At 35.5% G+C, this 18,722-nt stretch carries 21 protein-coding genes; 1 reads left to right on the top strand and 20 read right to left on the bottom strand.

Going from position 1 to position 18,722, the window contains the following annotated elements; translation table 11 throughout:
• The 3 genes from macP to glmU all read right to left on the bottom strand — a co-directional run bounded on the left by macP (position 1) and on the right by glmU (position 2,337).
• Positions 1 to 279: a cell wall synthase accessory phosphoprotein MacP gene (gene macP, locus IAE51_RS07830; protein ID WP_003130796.1), complete on the bottom strand. Its 279-nt coding sequence runs from the start codon at positions 277 to 279 to the stop codon at positions 1 to 3.
• Positions 272 to 856, bottom strand: coding sequence for an NUDIX hydrolase (locus tag IAE51_RS07825; RefSeq protein WP_033899834.1), 585 nt, complete (start codon positions 854 to 856; stop codon positions 272 to 274). The genes macP and IAE51_RS07825 overlap by 8 nt, the downstream gene beginning before the upstream one ends.
• A 104-nt stretch (positions 857 to 960) precedes the next feature.
• Complete coding sequence (gene glmU, locus IAE51_RS07820; protein ID WP_003130798.1) at positions 961 to 2,337, bottom strand: bifunctional UDP-N-acetylglucosamine diphosphorylase/glucosamine-1-phosphate N-acetyltransferase GlmU; 1,377 nt, start codon at positions 2,335 to 2,337, stop codon at positions 961 to 963.
• A gap of 227 nt (positions 2,338 to 2,564) precedes the next feature.
• On the opposite strand from glmU, the gene proC reads away from it, so the two are divergent.
• Positions 2,565 to 3,353 carry a pyrroline-5-carboxylate reductase gene (gene proC, locus IAE51_RS07815; RefSeq protein WP_033899830.1) on the top strand — a complete coding sequence of 263 codons (789 nt, stop codon included), beginning with the start codon at positions 2,565 to 2,567 and terminating at the stop codon, positions 3,351 to 3,353.
• Positions 3,354 to 3,431: 78 nt separating this feature from the next.
• On the opposite strand, the gene rpsO is transcribed toward proC, so the two are convergent.
• The 17 genes from rpsO to IAE51_RS07730 all read right to left on the bottom strand — a co-directional run bounded on the left by rpsO (position 3,432) and on the right by IAE51_RS07730 (position 18,495).
• A complete protein-coding gene (gene rpsO / locus IAE51_RS07810; RefSeq protein ID WP_015427039.1) occupies positions 3,432 to 3,701 on the bottom strand; it encodes a 30S ribosomal protein S15 in 270 nt (89 codons plus the stop codon).
• A 181-nt stretch (positions 3,702 to 3,882) separates the two neighbouring features.
• A complete protein-coding gene (pknB, locus tag IAE51_RS07805) occupies positions 3,883 to 5,766 on the bottom strand; it encodes a Stk1 family PASTA domain-containing Ser/Thr kinase (RefSeq protein ID WP_058211607.1) in 1,884 nt (627 codons plus the stop codon).
• On the bottom strand, positions 5,766 to 6,542 hold the full coding sequence (locus IAE51_RS07800) for a Stp1/IreP family PP2C-type Ser/Thr phosphatase (RefSeq protein ID WP_003130802.1): 777 nt from the start codon (positions 6,540 to 6,542) through the stop codon (positions 5,766 to 5,768). Before IAE51_RS07800 ends, pknB begins: the two co-directional genes overlap by 1 nt.
• 80 nt (positions 6,543 to 6,622) lie before the next feature.
• The gene (gene rsmB / locus IAE51_RS07795) at positions 6,623 to 7,897 is read right to left on the bottom strand and encodes a 16S rRNA (cytosine(967)-C(5))-methyltransferase RsmB (RefSeq protein WP_014570715.1); all 1,275 of its coding nucleotides are present in this window, start codon (positions 7,895 to 7,897) and stop codon (positions 6,623 to 6,625) included.
• Positions 7,898 to 8,095: 198 nt separating this feature from the next.
• Positions 8,096 to 8,602, bottom strand: coding sequence for an Asp23/Gls24 family envelope stress response protein (locus IAE51_RS07790; RefSeq protein ID WP_012898444.1), 507 nt, complete (start codon positions 8,600 to 8,602; stop codon positions 8,096 to 8,098).
• Positions 8,603 to 8,622: 20 nt separating this feature from the next.
• Positions 8,623 to 8,811 (bottom strand): DUF2273 domain-containing protein, encoded by a 189-nt coding sequence (locus IAE51_RS07785; protein WP_012898445.1) that lies wholly within the window; start codon positions 8,809 to 8,811, stop codon positions 8,623 to 8,625.
• 10 nt (positions 8,812 to 8,821) lie between these two features.
• The gene (amaP, locus tag IAE51_RS07780; RefSeq protein ID WP_010906186.1) at positions 8,822 to 9,382 is read right to left on the bottom strand and encodes an alkaline shock response membrane anchor protein AmaP; all 561 of its coding nucleotides are present in this window, start codon (positions 9,380 to 9,382) and stop codon (positions 8,822 to 8,824) included.
• Positions 9,383 to 9,409: 27 nt separating this feature from the next.
• Positions 9,410 to 9,652, bottom strand: a complete 243-nt coding sequence (locus tag IAE51_RS07775) for a GlsB/YeaQ/YmgE family stress response membrane protein (protein WP_003131476.1) — start codon at positions 9,650 to 9,652, stop codon at positions 9,410 to 9,412.
• A gap of 174 nt (positions 9,653 to 9,826) precedes the next feature.
• Positions 9,827 to 10,786, bottom strand: coding sequence for a methionyl-tRNA formyltransferase (gene fmt, locus IAE51_RS07770; protein WP_033899823.1), 960 nt, complete (start codon positions 10,784 to 10,786; stop codon positions 9,827 to 9,829).
• Positions 10,783 to 11,247: a VOC family protein gene (locus IAE51_RS07765; protein WP_012898447.1), complete on the bottom strand. Its 465-nt coding sequence runs from the start codon at positions 11,245 to 11,247 to the stop codon at positions 10,783 to 10,785. The genes fmt and IAE51_RS07765 overlap by 4 nt, the downstream gene beginning before the upstream one ends.
• Complete coding sequence (locus IAE51_RS07760; protein ID WP_047206832.1) at positions 11,213 to 11,734, bottom strand: NUDIX hydrolase; 522 nt, start codon at positions 11,732 to 11,734, stop codon at positions 11,213 to 11,215. The genes IAE51_RS07765 and IAE51_RS07760 overlap by 35 nt, the downstream gene beginning before the upstream one ends.
• Before the next feature lie 12 nt (positions 11,735 to 11,746).
• Entirely contained in the window at positions 11,747 to 12,121 is a 375-nt protein-coding gene (locus tag IAE51_RS07755; protein ID WP_200095116.1) for a nuclear transport factor 2 family protein, read from the bottom strand.
• A 58-nt stretch (positions 12,122 to 12,179) separates the two neighbouring features.
• Positions 12,180 to 14,519 carry a primosomal protein N' gene (locus tag IAE51_RS07750; RefSeq protein WP_058204016.1) on the bottom strand — a complete coding sequence of 780 codons (2,340 nt, stop codon included), beginning with the start codon at positions 14,517 to 14,519 and terminating at the stop codon, positions 12,180 to 12,182.
• A gap of 138 nt (positions 14,520 to 14,657) precedes the next feature.
• A complete protein-coding gene (gene rpoZ, locus IAE51_RS07745; protein ID WP_010906189.1) occupies positions 14,658 to 15,011 on the bottom strand; it encodes a DNA-directed RNA polymerase subunit omega in 354 nt (117 codons plus the stop codon).
• A 179-nt stretch (positions 15,012 to 15,190) separates the two neighbouring features.
• Positions 15,191 to 15,808: a guanylate kinase gene (gmk, locus tag IAE51_RS07740; protein WP_003131468.1), complete on the bottom strand. Its 618-nt coding sequence runs from the start codon at positions 15,806 to 15,808 to the stop codon at positions 15,191 to 15,193.
• Positions 15,809 to 15,955: 147 nt separating this feature from the next.
• Positions 15,956 to 17,551, bottom strand: a complete 1,596-nt coding sequence (gene rny / locus IAE51_RS07735) for a ribonuclease Y (protein ID WP_003131467.1) — start codon at positions 17,549 to 17,551, stop codon at positions 15,956 to 15,958.
• 230 nt (positions 17,552 to 17,781) lie between these two features.
• On the bottom strand, positions 17,782 to 18,495 hold the full coding sequence (locus tag IAE51_RS07730; RefSeq protein WP_003131466.1) for a glucosamine-6-phosphate deaminase: 714 nt from the start codon (positions 18,493 to 18,495) through the stop codon (positions 17,782 to 17,784).
• Positions 18,496 to 18,722: the final 227 nt, after the last annotated feature.

Raw genomic sequence — 18,722 nt, 5'->3', positions numbered from 1 at the left:
CTAAAAGTAGTACAAAAAGAAAGCTACTGCCAATAGAACAACAATTAATGTAACGATGAAAAGCCATTTATTAATTGCTTTCCCACGTTTTTGAGCCTTGGCATTTTCAATTCTTCGACTTTTATAAACAGCATTTTTGCTTAAATTTTTCTCAATACTATCGTATTTTTCAGCGATTTCAGTATCTTCTTCAAGCTCTCTTTGCAATCTGCGTTCAAGATTTTTCTTATCCTGTTTTGCTTGTTCAATTACTTCGTCTGTTAAAAGAGGTTTAGGCATTATTTTCAAGCTCCTTTTTCAAATATTGCATTTCCCAATACCAAATAGCCATAATTGTTTTTGCATCCGCAATTTGTTCAAGTTCAATCATTTTTTTTGCTTCGCTTAAAGTGACTTCAATTTGTTCCAAAAACTCACCGTCATCAGCGGGTTTTGGATGTTCCACTTTTGTTAAATTTGATGAGAAATAGACATATGTTTTCTCTGATGAAAAACCGGGTGTCCCATAAAAAGCTGTAATTTCTGTCAAATCTTGCGCCAGATATCCAGTCTCTTCTTCGAGCTCTCTTAAGGCCGCAGCTTTGGGATCTTTTTCTTCACCTTTTTCAAGTTTTCCTGCCGGAATTTCAAAAATAAATTTTTCCAATGCTTTACGATATTGACCAACTAAAATCATCTTATTGTTGTGAACAGGTGCAATCGCTGTTCCTCCATTATGAAAAACAAGCTCTCTAAAACTCTCTTGTCCATCATACAAAGAAACTACATCTTTTACAACATGAAAAATCTTCCCACTAAAAATTTCTTCTCTAGCTAAAGTTTTTTCTTCAAATTTTTTATCATCAAAATTTAACATTGTGTCCTTTCTTCCGAAAACTTTTTAAAATAATTTAAAGAATAGTTTTCTCATCAAAATCGAAGGAAAGAGCTTCAGGAGAAACTCTTTCTTTTATTTGTTAATTATTGACCACGATAATGTGGCATTTTTTTAGCACGTCCAAGTTTATTCACTTGTTTTCCACGTCCAATTTCGACTGCTTCATCTGGTACATCTTCTGTTACAACAGATCCTGCTGCTGTTAAGGCATTTTTACCGATATGCAATGGAGCAATAATTGTTGAATTCGAACCAATAAAGGCAAAGTCATCAATTTCAGTATTGAATTTATTTTTACCATCAAAGTTTGCTGTAATTGTTCCAGCACCAAAGTTCACTTTCTCACCAACCGTTGCATTTCCAATATAAGTTAAGTGACCAGCTTTTGTACCTTTACCAAGCGTTGAACCTTTAATTTCGACAAAGTTTCCAACATGAACTTCTTCGCTCAAAACAGTTCCGGGGCGCAAATGAGCATAGGGTCCTACATTACTTCCAACACTCATTCTGCTTTCTTCAACCGTTGAATTACGAACTTCACAATTTGAATGAATTTCTGAATTTTCAATACGGCTACCATTTGTAATCAAAACATTTTTACCAATAAAGGTATTTCCTTTTATTGTTACATTTGCTTCAATCACAGTTTCTTCACCAATCGTTACTTCACTGTCAATATAAGTTGTCGCAGGGTCAATAAGAGTTACACCATTCACCATATGTTGATGATTAATTCGTTTGCGCATCGTCAACTCAGCTTGTGAAAGGGCAACACGGTCATTAACTCCTAAACTTTCGTCAAAATCATCAAGAATATGAGCCGCTACCGTTTGACCAGCTTTTTTGAAAATTTCAATGACATCCGTTAAATAATACTCTCCTTGGGCATTATCAGTTGTGATTTCATTCAAGGCTTTGAAAAGTGACTTATTATCAAAAATGTAAGTCCCAGTATTAATTTCGGTAATTGATTTTTCAAAATCATTCGCATCTTTTTGCTCAACAATCTTTTCTACTGAGCCATTTTCATCACGAATAATTCGTCCATATCCAGTTGGATTTGGTGCAATTGCTGTCAAGATAGTTGCTGTTGCATTTTGTGCAAAGTGATAGTCAAAAAGTGCTTCTAACGTTTGTCCAGTAATTAATGGTGTATCACCAGCAATAACAAGAGTTGCTCCATCTTCATTTGCCAATAAATCCGCAGCAATCCGAACGGCATGCCCCGTTCCCAATTGCTCAACTTGTTTCACAAATTGAGTCCCTTTAGGTAAAGTTGCAATCACACGATCCGCTTCATGACCAACAATCACCACATTTTTAGCAATTTCTACTTCAGAAACACTTGTAAGAACATGAGCAAGCATTGATTTTCCAGCCACTTGATGTAAGACCTTCGGAAGTGCTGATTTCATACGAGTTCCCTTACCAGCCGCTAGGACAATTGCGAATTTATTCATAGATTTCTCCTTTATTATTACAAATAAAATAAAATGTTTACCTAATTATACCATAATCAAGGGGCATTTTCGTTATCTTTTTAATTCAAATCCTCTCAATATGCGCTAAATATGCGAGCTAGTACTCAGACTTAGAAAAAATCTGATTTATTTTACGATGCTACTAAAGTGATTTATTATTACTTTTTATGATAAAATGGACGAAAAGAAAAGAAGGGATTTTATTTATGAAAACAATAGGTTTTATTGGAGTTGGAAAAATGGCAACAGCTATTATTTCTGGACTTGACAAAAATAAATTCAAAATCATTATTTCCGGACACAATTTAACAAAAACTCAAAATCAAGCGGAAACTCTTAATGTTACGGCTGCAAGTAATCATGAAGAACTCGTTCAAGAATCTGATTTTATCATTCTATCAGTTAAACCTCAAGTACTTCCCTCTGTTTTAAGTAAATTAATCAATCATTTAACTAAAGACAAAACATTAATTTCAATTGCAGCGGGGCTCACTTTATCTGACTTGAAACATCTGGCTGATTCAGAAAATCAACCGATCATCCGAGTGATGCCAAATATCAATGCACAAATCGGTCAGTCAACATCAGCCATTGTCAAAAATGAATTTGTTGATGATTCTGCTTATGCTACAGTTCAAGAAATTTTTAAATCAACTGGTTCTGTCCATGAAATTGCTGAAAAAGATTTTTCAACATTTGCAGCAATTGCCGGTTCAAGCCCTGCTTTTATTTATATGTTCATTGATGCCATGGCACGTGCCGGTGTATTGCATGGTATTCCTAAAGATCAAGCCACAGCAATTGTTGCCGAAACGGTTCGCGCTTCAGCTGAAATGATTCTCCAAAGTGGTGAAAATCCTTGGTCATTAGTCGATAAAGTCTCAAGTCCTGGTGGAACTACTGTCGCTGGTGTGGTAAGTTTAGAACAAAACCATTTTATCGGAACAGTTATTGATGCTATTAGTGCTACTATTGAAAAAGAAAAAAATCTTTAAAAATAAAAAAACTAGAAGGAAAATGCTCCTTTTAGTTTTTATTTTATAAAATAAAAAATGCCATATGGCATTTTTTTATTAACGACGAAGTCCCAATGAAGCGATAAGCTCACGGTAACGTTGAACGTCTTTTTCACGAAGGTATCCAAGAAGGTTACGACGGTGACCGATTTTTTTCATCAAACCACGTTGTGTTGCGTGGTCTTTTTTATGAGATTTGATGTGGTCGTTAAGGTGGTTAATTTCCCAAGTCAATACAGCGATTTGTACTTCAGGTGAACCAGTATCGCCTTCTTTACGAGCGTATTGAGCGATGATTTCTTGTTTTTTTTCTTTTGAAATTGCCATGAGTTTTTCTCCTTTATTTGTATTGCCCAGTCCGAGTGACAGCTTGGCAAGCATGAAACCAAGAACGGGTTGTAAAAAACTACTCTACCATGATACACTTTTTTGCCTAATTTTACAAGTCTCTTGCAAGTTAACTTGTTTATCAAAAAACTAGGAACACGAGATTCCTAGTTTATTTTTCTCAACTACTTGATGACGTTGTTGAAGATTCTTTGCTGCTATTGTTGTTATCTGTTGACGGCTGACTTGTTGTAGAGCTTGAAGTACTTGAAGTTGTACTTGATGAAGTTTCAGACGTCGTAGTTGATTCAGAAGTTGTTGAACTTGAACTTGGAGCAGTATAGACGCTATAAGTGACTACAATTTCTTGAGTTGGATCAACAGATGTCCCTACATTTGGATACACTGAGTAAACATAACCATCAGCTTGTTGATTCGTTGTTGCTTGAGGGTCTAGTGTAATATTAGTGAATCCTGCAGCTTTTAAGGCAGCTTGATACTGTGAATAAGTCATATATTGACCGTTCGGTTTATAATCCGGAACTTCAACTTGTTTTCCACTTGAAACTTCAAAGGTAATTTTTTCACTCCCTTTGGTATCAAAACTAGAACCTTTTTTAGGGCTTTGTTTAATGATTGTACCTGCTGGGTAAGAATCACTAGGAACGGAAGTTTGAGTGACTTGGCTTTCATCAATACCATAATCCTTAAGTAATGTTGCCATCGCCTCATCAATCTTTTCACCGACAAAGTCCTTCATTTTGATGATATCTTCATTTCCCGTAGAAACATAAATATCAACGGAGCTATTAGATCTCACGGTTGTTCCACTAGTTGGATCAGTCTTGATAACTTTTCCTTCAGCAATCGTTGAACTTTGTTGTTTATGAACTGTTCCCACTTTTAGTTTTGCATCTTTAATTTTGCTTTTTGCTTGGTCAAGCGTCGAGTTTGTCACATTAGGTATCTTAACATTAGTTGGTGTTGAGACAACCCAAGCCAAAGTAGCACCGCCAACAACTAAAAGAAGGATAATAAGACCAATAATCAAGCCTTTTTTAGATTTTTTGTTTTTATTTACTACTTCTGAGCTTGCAGCTTTTTCATCTGTTTGTGAATCATTATCTTCTTTTTTATCAATCAGAGGCTTGGTGTCATAAGGATTAATTAGATTGGCAGGCATAATTTTTGTTTCATCATGGTCCTTATTGAAAACTAATTTTTCTTCCCCACGACGGTCAAGACTCGTTGAAGTTGCCACATCAGTCATCATTTCTTCTACATCAGTATAGCGATTTTTAATATCTTTCGCTGTAGCTTTAATGACAACATTTTCCAAAGCTTGCGGAACTTCTGGATTGAGATTGATGATGCTTGGAATACTCTCTTGGAAATGTTTTAGAGCGATAGCAACTGCAGAATCTCCATCAAATGGAATTTGACCTGTTAAAAGTTCAAATAAAATAATTCCAATCGCATAAATATCTGATTGAACAGTTGCATTTGAACCACGCGCTTGCTCTGGTGATAAATAATGAACCGAACCAAACATTGTATTTGTTTGAGTAAGTGAAGTTTCAGAGAGTGCTTTCGCAATTCCAAAATCCGTTACTTTTACAGTTCCACTACTGGAAACTAAAACATTTTGTGGTTTTAAATCCCGGTGAATAATACCATGTGAATGGGCCATGTCCATTGCTGATAAAATTTCAGTAATAATTTCAATAGCTTCATCATTGGCTAAAGGTGCATTTTGATTGATGTATTGTTTAAGTGTCATGCCGTCAACAAATTCCATGACAATGTATTGTTGACTTTCAAATTCACCAACATCAGAAATACCTACGATATTTGGATGTGAAAGTTCTGCCATGGCGAATGCTTCTCGCTGAAAACGAGCAATCGCGATATCATCGTTTTCAAAATTTGAACGTAGCACTTTTATTGCAACTAAGCGGTCACCAAGAAAAGTATCTTCACCTTGATAAACGTTCGCCATTCCGCCACGTCCGATTTCTTTGATAATCCGATAACGATCGGCAAAGATTTTACCGATTTGAATCATCAACTAACCTCCTGCGTTGGTGTTTCGCTTTCTGACGTTTCATCATACTTAATCAAAACGACGGTAATATTATCCAAACCTCCATGTTCATTGGCTAAACGAACTAAAGCTTCAGATTTATTATCTAAAGTTAAATCTTCCCGCTCTAAAACTTCCATAATTTCGGTAGTTGAAACCATGTTTGTTAACCCATCGGAGTTCATCAAAATAATGTCCCCAACTTGAAGTTCTAAAACTTGAATATCTGCTTGAACTTCACTAGTTTGCCCAAGTGAACGAGTAATGATATTTTTATTCGGATGAACTTCAGCTTCCTCTTCAGTAATTTGTCCTGCATCTACAAGCTCTTGAACTAAAGAATGGTCTGTGGTTATTTTATTTAATTCACCATCGCGCATTAAATAAGTTCGGCTATCACCTACATGGGCAGAAACGAGCATTCCTGCTTTAATAACCAAGGCTTCAAGAGTTGTTCCCATTCCTTGGTATTCATCAAGTTTTCCAAGGCTGGCAATATTTTCATTTTCATTACGAACTTGATTTTTTAGCCAAATCTCAAGAGTTGCTTCTGGTGTTCCCGCATCAAAAAATGTCTCTGACCAAAGTTTGCCGAGATCTTCTACGGTAAGTTTACTTGCGACATTACCTGCTTTGTGTCCTCCCATGCCATCAGCTAATAAAAAGAGCTGATAACCTGCACGGTTGACATAAGTACCGGCATAGTCTTGATTAGTACTACGTTTTGAACCGATATCTGATAAAATACTGTATTCCACTTTTTCTCCTTAACAAGAATAAAGTTTTATTTTTAGGTCTAAAAATTACTGACAGAATTAAAAAAAATATTTGTCAGCAGTTATTCGCCTATTTTCTTAAATTTCGCGATGAAAAAGCCATCTGTATGATACATTTCTGGAGTAATAAAAATACATCCTTCTTTAATCATATCTGCCTTATCGCTAGAAATTTCAACTTGTTCAAAATTAGGATGACTTTCTAGAAATTGACGAACAACGTCAAAGTTCTCTTCATCAAAAATTGTACAAGTACTGTATACCATTATACCACTTTTTTTCAGGCTTTTCGAGGCGCTGTTCAGAATTTCTAGCTGAATTTTTTGTAAATCGACAAAATCCGAACTTTCTTTTCTATAGCGAATATCTGGTTTGCGTCGAATTAATCCAATACCCGAACACGGAGCGTCCACAAGAATTCGGTCAAATTTATCTGAACCAAATTCTTCAAAAATCATTGTCGCATCGGCTTTTTGAGTAGTAATTTTATCCGCAACATGTTGACGCTCTGCATTTTGATTAATTAAATCAAGTTTATGATCATATAAATCTAGTGCTGTGATATGGCCACTTGTTAAATATTGAGCCATATGAGTACTTTTACCACCAGGAGCTGCACAAGCGTCAAGAACTTCTTCTGTTCCTTCTAAATCAAGTTGAGGGGCAACTAATTGACTTGTTTCATCTTGAATCGTAATTCTGCCAGATTGAAATTCTTCTGTCATTGCAAAATTTCCACTGTCAGCAATTAGAGCACTTTCTGTCAGTAGAGAAGCACGAGTTCCTGAAATTTCTACGGTTGGGTCAATTTTTCGTAAGCTAACGTGACTTGGCTTTTCAAGACTTTCTAAAATTTCTCCTGTTCTTTTTCCACCAAATTGACGAACCATTTTATCCAATAAAAGTTTGGGCATTGAATATTTTGTTTCCCAATCCTTTGGTTCTTCATTTCGATGTTCAGAACGCATGAAATTACGTAACACAGCATTGATAAAGTTAGCCGTCGCTTGACCATCACGACGTTTAGCGATTTTGACTGCTTCATCTACTGCTGCCGAAGTTGGGACCTTATCCATAAATAAGATTTGATAAACTGTAAGCAATAGGAGCATTTTTGCCCAAGGTTTTGGTTCTTTTTTCAAGAAGGGAGTAATATGCCACTCTAATAAATCCTTTTTAGAAACCACTCCATATACAAGGGCAGTCACAAAAGCTTTATCAACTGTGGATAGTTCAGAATCTCGCAAATTTCGATCCAATGAAATATTGGCATAAGCATCATTGCCAAAAATGTCATTCAATACATCGAGTGCGGTTTGTCTTGCATTTTTTGTCATAGAGCTATTATACCCTTAGTAGTCAATGACTGTCAATGACTTTCGTCAGATGATTTTCCTTAAATTTCTTTAAAACACTCTCTTTTCATGATTCTTTTGTACTATATATAATACTTAACCGTTTTCTATTTAAAGTAAAATTTTCTTGAAAGTAACAAAAAAACTGACATCTTGTCAGTTTTTTTGTTAAATTGATTCTTATTTTACACGAGCATCATCGCCCATGTCATCAACTTTTTCTTTTACTTTATCTACTTGATCAGATGTAAATTTCCCTGTTGTTTGAGCTGCGCCAACCACACGATCTTGTAAACTTTTTTCATCATCTTTTTGTTGTTCTTTTGTTTTAATATCAACAACTGTAACATTAACTTCAACAACTTCTAAATCAGTCATATCAGAAACTTCTTTACGAATGACATCCTTAATTTTTTGGTAGATATCAGGAACGTTCTTCTTGTATTCTGTGACTACTTTTAGGTCCACTGCAACTTGTTTTTTACCAACTTCTACACCGACACCTGCTGTAACATCATCTGTATTTACTAGTTTTCCTGTCAGATTTGAGAAAAATCCTCCATCGACAGACAATAGTCCATTGACAGATTCAAGGGCAAGTCCAACAATTTTTTGAATCACTTTATCTTCGTAAGTCAAGCTACCTTTAACTTCAGTTACTTCTGTTTTTGTGTTTTCTTGTACCATAATTTCCTCCTAGTATTTTCTTATTTTTTCTTTAATAGTTGTTCAATGATTCCCGTTCGTTGAAGATAAAGGCCAACGAAAATTCCTAAGCCAATAAGTAAGAAGAGAAGAATCATTTTCCAAAATCCGATTGTGAAGATACAAATAGCTATAATTAAACCTACTATTCCTCCAATTATCGGATAGCGATATCTTTCTAAAAGATTCATTTCCACCTCCTTATTCTACACGACGACTTGTCGAACTTTTATTTTCAGCAAGTGAGCTAACTTTTATTTTTAATTTTAAGTCATAATTTATACCAAAGAAATTTTGGATACTTTCTTTAATTTCTTGCTCAATTTCTTTTGTTTTTTCGACAATCTCAACTCTGGGAATAATTTCTCCTTTAACATCAATTTTTATTTTGGCTTGATATAAAGTCACATTGATTTTTGGATTTCTGATATAACCGTTGTTACTAACAATTTCTCTGACCAATCCTTCGATTGCTGAAACTTTTAAAGTTAGATTTCCTGTTTTATCATCTAGTAGAACTTCCTGATAAGTTTTTGGATAAAAAATAAGAATCAGCAAACAAATTAACAATAATGCTCCTAAAATTGAAGAGCTGATAAATATATATTGGGAAAGATGATTCCCAATGTAAGGAATTTCTGATGAGGGCATAAGCTCCCAACGAAAATTCATATAATTAAAGTAATCCCATAATATGGGGATAAGAATGGTGAGAAAGAATAAATCAGCCAAAATAAAAATAAATTTTTTTCCTTTTGACACGATACCTCCTCTCTTTTGCTGCTTTATCTAGTTGTTAGCTCTACCTAAGAAGAATGAAACGACAGCAACAACGATGACAGCACCAACAATAGAAGGGATAAGTGCCATACCAGCTAAACTTGGACCCCAAGAGCCTAAAAGTGCTTGCCCGACGAAAGACCCAACAAGACCGGCTAAAATATTAGCAATCCATCCCATTGATTTACCCTTATTTGTAATTGCTCCTGCAATTACACCAATAATAGCTCCAACAATTAATGACCAAATCATAAATACCTCTTTCTAGTACAGTTCCTGTACATTTTTAATATATCAAACTTCAAGCAACTTTTAAAGTAATTCGCTTTCTTTTTATTACACTCTAACTTATTTACCATATTTTGATGTAAAAAAAGTTCTATCATTAAAAATGATAGAACTTTTAATTTATTATTGTGGATAAATTTAGTCGCCAAACTTATCCCCAACCTGTATTTTTTGACCTAGGCCATTAAGAAAGCTAACGATATCCATCTTGGGTTTACCGGCTGGTTGAACGAAAAGAAGTTCAAGGAAGCCCTCACCTGTGGCAACTTTTAATGATTTCTTCGTTTTTTCCACAATTTCACCAGCTTGTAAGTTACCGACAGAATCATCAACAACTTTTGTTTCATAAATCTTGAAACGCTCGCCATTCCATGTGGTATGTGCAACTGGGAATGGATTCATACCACGAACTTTATTGAAAATTTCACGTGCAGATTTATTCCAGTCGATTTTTTCTTCTTCTGGCGAAATATTAGGACTAAAAGTTACTTCATCTTCGTTTTGAGCTTGAGCTTTTAATTGGCCACTCAGGTATTTTGGCAATGTTTCAAGTAACAAATCACGTCCAACAAGGGCTAACTTTTCAAACATAGTGCCAACATTATCATCCTCAAGAATTGGAGTAGAATCTTGAGCAATCATGTCACCGGCATCCATTTTACGGATCATTTCCATGATGGTTACACCAGCTTCTTTTTCGCCATTCATAATAGCATAATGAATAGGTGCCCCACCGCGATATTTTGGTAGTAAAGAAGCATGAGTATTGACTGCAAATTGAGCAACATCTAATAATTTACCTGGCAAAAATTGTCCAAAGGCGGCAGTCACAATTCCAACTTCTCCTGATTCAAGGAGCGTCATGATTTGAGTCATTTCTACTGAGCCAGAAAGTTTTTCTGGTTGAAGAACAGGCAAGTTAACCGTTAAGGCAAGTTCTTTAACTGGTGTCATTCTTAATTCCTGTTTCCGACCAACCTTACGGTCTGGTTGAGTCACTACTGCTAGAATTTCATATTGATTAGAATCAATCAAACCTTTTAAAACGGTCGCAGCAAATTGTGGTGTCCCCATAAAGATAATTTTTGTTTTTGTCATAATTTTTCAAACTCCTCGATAATAATTTTCTTTTGTTTCATTAATACTTGAACAGCCTTATCGCCTTTTGCCATTAACTGTCCAAGATTTTCTGGAATAATTTGCCAAGAAATACCAAATTTATCTTTGCACCAACCGCATTGTTCGGCTTCTTTAACATGAGAAAGTTTTGACCAATAATCATCAATTTCGGCTTGATTTTTACAAGTTACAGTAAAACTAACTGCTTCATTAAATTTGAAAATTGGACCGCCATCAAGGCAGATAAAGTCAAGGCCATTCAGACTAAATTCACCATTTAATACTTTTCCAGACATTCCTACGAAATGCTCATCTAGCTTTTCATCAGGATAATATTCGATGTTTTTGATTTTTGAATTTGGAAATACAGATACATAATAGTTCATTGCTTCTTTGGCATTGTTATCAAACCAAAGGCTTGGGATAATTTTTGCTTCCATAGTTGACCTTCCAATCTCTGTAAATTTCAGCTTTATCCACATGGGGATAATTATTGATTTCGGCAATTACTTTTAGGACAAGTGGAGATGAATTTTCTACTGACAAGTTTTTAATCGACTTCCAGACTGCTCTGTCAGAATCATTTTTTCCGTCAGCAACAAATTGTGGTAATTTTTTGGCTACACTATTTAATTTTACATCAAAAAGGTTGAAAATGTGATGACTGACAACTCGACGGTCATTTTCATAAATCCAAGCCGAATACAGGCGATTATTAGTACTTGCAAGAACCGTAAAGCCTGTTTCTTCAAGAACTTCTCGTTCTAATGTGTCAACCATTGATTCACCAACTTCTTGCGAACCGCCAGGTAAATCATAGCGATTTTGATAGGGACCTGAATTTTTTTCAATGACAAGTAATTTATCATTATCAATTGCCACACCATAGACTCCAAAATGCTTCAATAAATCGAATTTCTCAAACATATTTACCTCATTTCATTTCAAAAATGACCGAAATTTTTCATGTTTTTGTTCAAATTCTTGAATTTCACAAATTTTATTTCCAGAAAATTTAACAAGAGAAATTCCGTCAAAAATATTTTCTTTACCTTTATAAACATAGTGGAAAGTCCATGTGAAAAACCCAGTTTCATTATCCACATAATATTTATCCACAGTCCATGACTTAACTTTGTTTTCCACAGGATTATTCCACTGACAGAACCATTTTTCAATTTCAGCTTTTCCTTGATACTGAGCGCCGTAACACTCAGTATAAATAATATTTTCTGATAGAACTGTCAGTAACTTTTTGACGTCTTTGGTCAGCCATGCGTCAATTGTTTGTTGAAAAAGTTCGATTTTCTGCATTTTCCACACCAACTTTCTTTTGTTTTCAAATTCTTAACTTTTCCACCTGTGGAAATTTTTATACAAAATTTTGTGGCTCACTATCAATCAATACTCGTAAATTTTTGTTATCCCGAAGTTGGGTTAATTCAAGCACTTGATTTAAAGCTGATTCTAATTCTTCTTCAAAACGATATTTAACTAAGATTTGATAATGATAAAGGTTATGGGTTCTGGCAATTGGTCTGGCGGTTGGCCCTAATATTTTAGCTTTTTCTGTCAAATTTTGCTTGAGTAATTGAGCGATCTCATAAGATTTTTGAATGGCAACTTCTTCATCTTGATGAGAAACAAGCACTTGAACGGTGAAATAATAAGGTGGATAGGAAAGTTCACGACGAAATCTCATTTCCATTTCATAAAATTTTTCGTAATCTTGAGCCTTGGTCATTTCAATAGCATAATGATGTGGATTGAAAGTTTGAATTAATACTTCACCTTTTTTATCTGCTCGTCCAGCTCGTCCAGCCACCTGCATCAACAATTCAAAGGAACGCTCACTCGCTCTAAAATCAGGTAGATTTAGGCCAGTATCTGCGTTAATGACACCCACTAAGGTTACGTTTGGAAAATCTAAACCTTTGGCAATCATCTGAGTTCCTAAGAGGATATCAGCTTCATGATTACCAAACTTTTCAAGAATTTTTTCGTGAGCATTTTTTGTCCGAGTCGTATCTACATCCATTCGCAAAACTCGTGCTTCAGGCATGATTTCTCGAAGTTCTTCTTCGACTTTTTGCGTTCCTGAACCGTAATAACGAATTTTTCGTGAATGACAATTAGGACAAGTTTGCGGAATTCCTTCGACATGACCACAATAATGACAATTCAAAGTTCGGGTATCCATGTGAAGGGTCAAGGAAATATCGCAATTGGGACAATCAACAACAAAACCACATTCACGACACATGACAAATGAAGAATAACCCCTTCGATTCAACATCAAAATGACTTGTTCATCTTTGTCAATTTTTTCTTTTATTTTTGTCAGTAAAGATTGTGAAAAATTAGCAGATTGGTCAGAAATTTCACTGCGCATATCAATGATTTTTATTTCTGGCAGGATTGCTGCTTCATTTGCCCTTTTTGTCAGTAATAAAAGTTCATAAACTCCGCGCATGGCACGTGCTCGCGTTTCTAAACTTGGCGTTGCAGAACCTAAAACAAGTCTTGCACCATGCCATTTTGCACGCAAAAGCGCAATATCTCTTGCATGATAACGGGGACTTGAATCTTGCTTATATGAAGTTTCATGTTCTTCATCAATGATGATAATTCCCAAATTTTCAACAGGTGCAAAAATAGCTGAACGTGCACCGACAACTACCTGAGCTTTGCCAGATTTAATTTTTCGCCATTCATCATATTTTTCACCATCAGATAAACCAGAATGCATAATCGCCACTTTATCTCCAAAACGAGCAATAAATCGATTAGTAATCTGTGGCGTCAAAGAAATTTCTGGCACAAGCATAATTGCTGTTTTACCGAGTTTGAGAAAATGGTCAATGGTCTGTAAGTAAACTTCTGTTTTACCTGAACCAGTAATTCCTTCCAACAAAAATGGTTTGTCAGAAGATGCAATTATTTTTTCGTAAGCTGCATTTTGTTCGGAGTTGAGAATTTTAGCACTGTCATTTTCCACATCTTCAAATTTTTCTTTCGTCCTCGAAATTTCAACCTCTTCAATTTTGACTAGGTCATGCTCAACGAAAAATTTAATGATTTGTGAAGAAAAATTTAATGATTTGACTGCAATTTTTTCTTCTTGAAGTCTTAATAGAAAATATTTCAACTCTAAGCGTTTTTTAGCTCTCTTTTCAATTTCAAATTCAGCTAGTTTTTCGATATCTGGAATAGATAAGAATTTTTCTGTTTTTCTATTTTCTTTAGATTTTGCTAAATATTCTACTGACAGCTGACCCAAACGTACAGCCTTTGCTGACGAGATTTTTTCTGCTTCTGTCAGTTGTGACCATTTGACAGAAGTTCCGTCAGTCGATTTTAGGAGCTTGTCATAATTAGAATTCAAAAGATTAGGTAACATGGCTTTTAGACATGAAATTTTATAAGAAAATACTGAATGACGCATTTCATCTGCCAACCAGAGCTGTTCATCCGTTAGGACTGGCTCAACGTCGAGTAGTTCAGAAATTCCTTTCAAATTTACTGACGGCTCAAGTTCTTCATCTTCAAATCCAATGACAATTCCTTGAACAAGCCGGTTTCCACTTCCAAAAGGAACATGAACCCGCATGCCCACTTCAAGCAAATTTTCAAATTCAGCTGAAAGGCTGTAAGAAAAGGGTTTATCCGTCTGCATCAGAGGCACATCAACGATGACTTTAGCAATTTTCATTTATTTTTGACCTCCGTTTTCTTATCTTTAATTATAACAGAAAAGCATTTTTCCTGCTTTTGACTTATCCGTTTCTTACTGACAAAGCTGTCAGTAACTTTTAGAAATAAAAAAAGCGCCAATTGACGCTTAAAAAATTTATTCTGCGGCAGCTGCTTTAGCGGCGCGGCTATTTTTTTGTTTTGCTTCTTCTTCAGCTTCTTCTTTAGCAATTTGCTCTTTGATGAGTTGTTCTTTCATCTTAGCTTGCAAACGTTCCAATTCGCGTTTTTCAACTAAAGTTTCACGTTTCAATTCAGGTGATGGGTGAATTTTAACTGTTCCATCAGCAATTTCTTCCAAAGCACGCAAAGTATTTTTTACAGCTTTAAATTCTTTTGTTGGACGTTCTTTATCACGCAATTCATGCGCACGTTTTGCTTCCAAAACTACTAAAGAATATTTTGAATCAACTTGGTCCAATAACTTGTCAATTGAAGGTTCTAACATCATAATTCATTACCTCATTTTCTAAACTTTTCATTCTATTTTTACTGACAGACTTGTTATCGTCAAAATAAAATTCTGTCAGTAAAATTTATCAACTTAATCATTTCTGGCAGGACTATCAGTAGAATTGATAGCTCCTTCGCATTAAACTGACAAATCTGTCAGTAATTTTTCCAATTAAATCAAACTTTCACATCATCAATCATATGAACGTAGCGTTCAATCACGCGGTCCACACGGTAATGTTCAGCTTCAATAATCTTCTTAACACGTTCGGCAGCAAGTTCAACTTTGTCATTAACGACGGCATAATCATATTCACTCATCAAGCGAATTTCTTCTTTTGCTTTTTCAAGTCGTGAAGCAATGACTTCAGCCGAATCTGTCCCACGTCCAACTAAACGTCCACGCAATTCTTCCAAATCTGGTGGAGTCAAGAAGACAAAAACACCATCTGGAACTTTTTCCTTCACTTGAAGCGCACCTTGCACTTCAATTTCTAGAAAAACATCTTTTCCTTCGTCCAATGTCTGATTGACATAAGTTAAAGGTGTGCCATAATAATTTCCAACATATTCAGCATATTCCAGCATCTGACCATTGCGAATCATTTCTTCAAATTCATCACGTGTCCGGAAATAATAATCTTTTCCATCTACTTCGCCAGGACGTTGCTTACGCGTTGTCATTGACACTGAATATTCAAAGTTGTTTTCACTCTCAAAAATTTTAGCACGAACTGTTCCTTTTCCAACACCAGAAGGTCCAGAAAAAACAATTAATAAACCACGCTCACGCATTTTTTCCTCCGATATATCTCTAATTCCATCTCTTAATCAACGATTAAACTCATTCTATCAAAAGCTAGCTCTTAAAACCAGCTTTTGTAACAAAAAAGAAATATAATTTCGTAATAAGACACAAAAAAACTGTCAAAAGACAGTTTTTTATTTTGCATAGTCAATCGCTCGAGTTTCACGGATAACAGTAATCTTGATATTACCAGGATAATCCATTTCATCCTCAATTCGATTTTTCACATCACGCGCCAAAATCACAATTTGGTCATCCGTTAATTTTTCTGGTTTAACCATTACACGAATTTCGCGTCCAGCTTGCAAGGCAAAAGCTGTTTCCACACCTTCAAAGCTTGTTGAAATTGCTTCAAGGTCTTTCAAACGTTTGATGTAATTTTCAATTGATTCACGACGAGCTCCAGGACGTGCTGCTGACAAAGCATCAGCCGCTGCAACAAGTACCGCAATGTTACTCAAAGGTTCTGTATCACCGTGGTGACTCGCAATTGTATTGATGACAATTGGATTTTCCTTGTACTTACGCGCAAGTTCTGTTCCAATTTCAACGTGGCTTCCCTCAACTTCATGGTCAAGTGCTTTACCAATATCATGCAAGAAACCTGCACGTTTAGCAAGTGCCACATTTTCTCCCATTTCGCCAGCCAAATTACCAGCAATATGAGCAACTTCAACTGAGTGATCAAGTACGTTTTGTCCATATGAAGTACGGAAATGCAAACGTCCCATAATCTTCATCAAGTCAGGATGCAAGTTATGCGCCCCAACTTCAAAGGCTGCTTGTTCACCATATTCACGCATTTTATGATCAAGTGCTTTGCGGTTTTTCTCAACCAACTCTTCAATTCGCGCTGGATGAATTCGGCCATCTTGAACTAATTGTTCAAGAGTCATACGAGCAATTTCACGACGAATTGGGTCAAATCCTGAAAGTACAACTGCTTCTGGCGTATCATCAATGATGACATCAATCCCAGTCAATGCTTCAAAAGTACGAATATTACGACCTTCACGACCGATAATCCGACCTTTCATACCATCGTCTGGTAAATTGACAACCGAAACAGTTTGTTCAGCTACAGAATCAGATGAAACGCGTTGAATAGCAAGTGAGATAATATTTTTAGCTCGCTTATCTGCTTCAACTTGAGCTTTTTCTTCGCTTTGACGAATAATTTGAGCCATTTCTTTTGTCAAACCATCTCGAGTTTCACTCAAAATAATTTCACGAGCATCATCTGTGCTCAAATTTGAAATACGCTCCAATTCTAGTCGTTTCTTTTCTTCAATATGCGCTAATTGTTCTTCTCGCTTACTGAGCGTATCAGTTTTTCTAACGAGGTTCTCCTCTTTAGAATCTAAGTTTTCTTCTTTTTTCGTTAAGGTATCATCCTTACGGTCTAAGATTTCTTCACGTTGTTTTAGGCGCTTTTCAGTCTCCTTTAACTCCTGACGTTCTTGCTTAAATTCATCTTCGATTTCACGACGCTGCTTTTGTTCTTCTTCACGAAGGGTGTAGCGGGCTTCTTTTTTGAAGGCTTCAGCCTCCATTTTCAAAGACTCCGCCTCACGTTTAGCATTCGCCATCACCTCATTTGCTTTATTTTCAGCTTCATTAAAAAGAGATTCAGCATCCTGCTTATTTTTCTTTATATTTTGAGCGTAAAAAATAAATGCGACAACTAATACAACCAATAAGACCAAGAGAACGATAGAAATAATGTCCATTAGTCTCCTCTAAAGTCAGTAGTAATTCCAATAAATTCTACTCACAGTTTGATTATAAATTAATGTATTTTACATAGTAAAACACTCATTTATTATATCATTTTAAGGCTCATTATTCAATGAAAGATAGTGTAACGCTTTCAGAATAATTTAGAGTCAATTATGTCATCATAAATTGACCTCCTTCACGAATAAATAAAAACAGTTATTTTACTAACTGTCTTCATCAACTAATTTTCAAGTAAAGCAGCGGCTTCTTCATCCAAAATAAAAGTAACATTTGGATGCGTCCGTAAAATAGAAGCTGGAATTTCTTCTGTGATTGGCCCCTCAAGAACTTTTTTCATAATCTCTGCTTTCTTTTTTCCGTCAGCAAAAACTAAAAGTTGCTTGCTTGCTAGAACTGTTCGTGGACCAAAAGTGACATAAGGAGAAGCCGGTTCTTTATCTGTCAAATTTTTGATTGACTGATAAATCTCATCCCCTTCTTCAAATGGAACAGCAAAAATTTCTCGCTCAAAGCTTGTATGTCCAGGCATATTTGCACAAAAATGACCATCTTCTCCTATCCCCATAACAATCAAATCAATCCCACCGTCCTGTAAGATTTTTTGGTCAAAAACTTGATTATTTTGAGCATTTAATTCATGAAGATTACCATCATCAATATGTACTCGATCATAAAAAGCTGTCTTTAAAGCACTCATTGTTAATCCATAGCGTTCACCAGCAAGTGGTACTTCATCAAAATTGTAATAATGGATATTTGAGCGATCAAAATTCATTTTTTGGAGTTTATCAATAAGAATTTCATACATTCCAAGAGGGGTATTTCCCGCTGTAAGCGAAAGATTTACCCTTTTTGAAAGCATCATCTTATCAAGAACAATCGCTGCAGCAAGTTCACTCATTGTGGCGTAATCTTTAGTGATTATTTTTTTCATAGGAGCTCCTTTTTTCTTGTTACTTCTATTTTACAGGATTAAGTATTCTATTTAAAGCAATTCTACTCGTTGAAAATAAAAAAAGCGGAAATCCGCTTTTTTTATTATTTTTTAAGAGCTATTTTAAGTTCTTCAACTTTATCTGTTTGTTCCCATGGCAATTCTACATCTGTACAGCCGAAGTGCCTTTCGACTTTGGGCTTTAGCCCATTAGCGAGAAAGGACAG

This window comes from Lactococcus sp. S64, assembly GCF_016516525.1.
Classification (GTDB): domain Bacteria; phylum Bacillota; class Bacilli; order Lactobacillales; family Streptococcaceae; genus Lactococcus; species Lactococcus lactis.
Note: the sequence above shows the minus strand (reverse complement) of the source record. Positions and strands in the feature narration are given on the sequence as shown.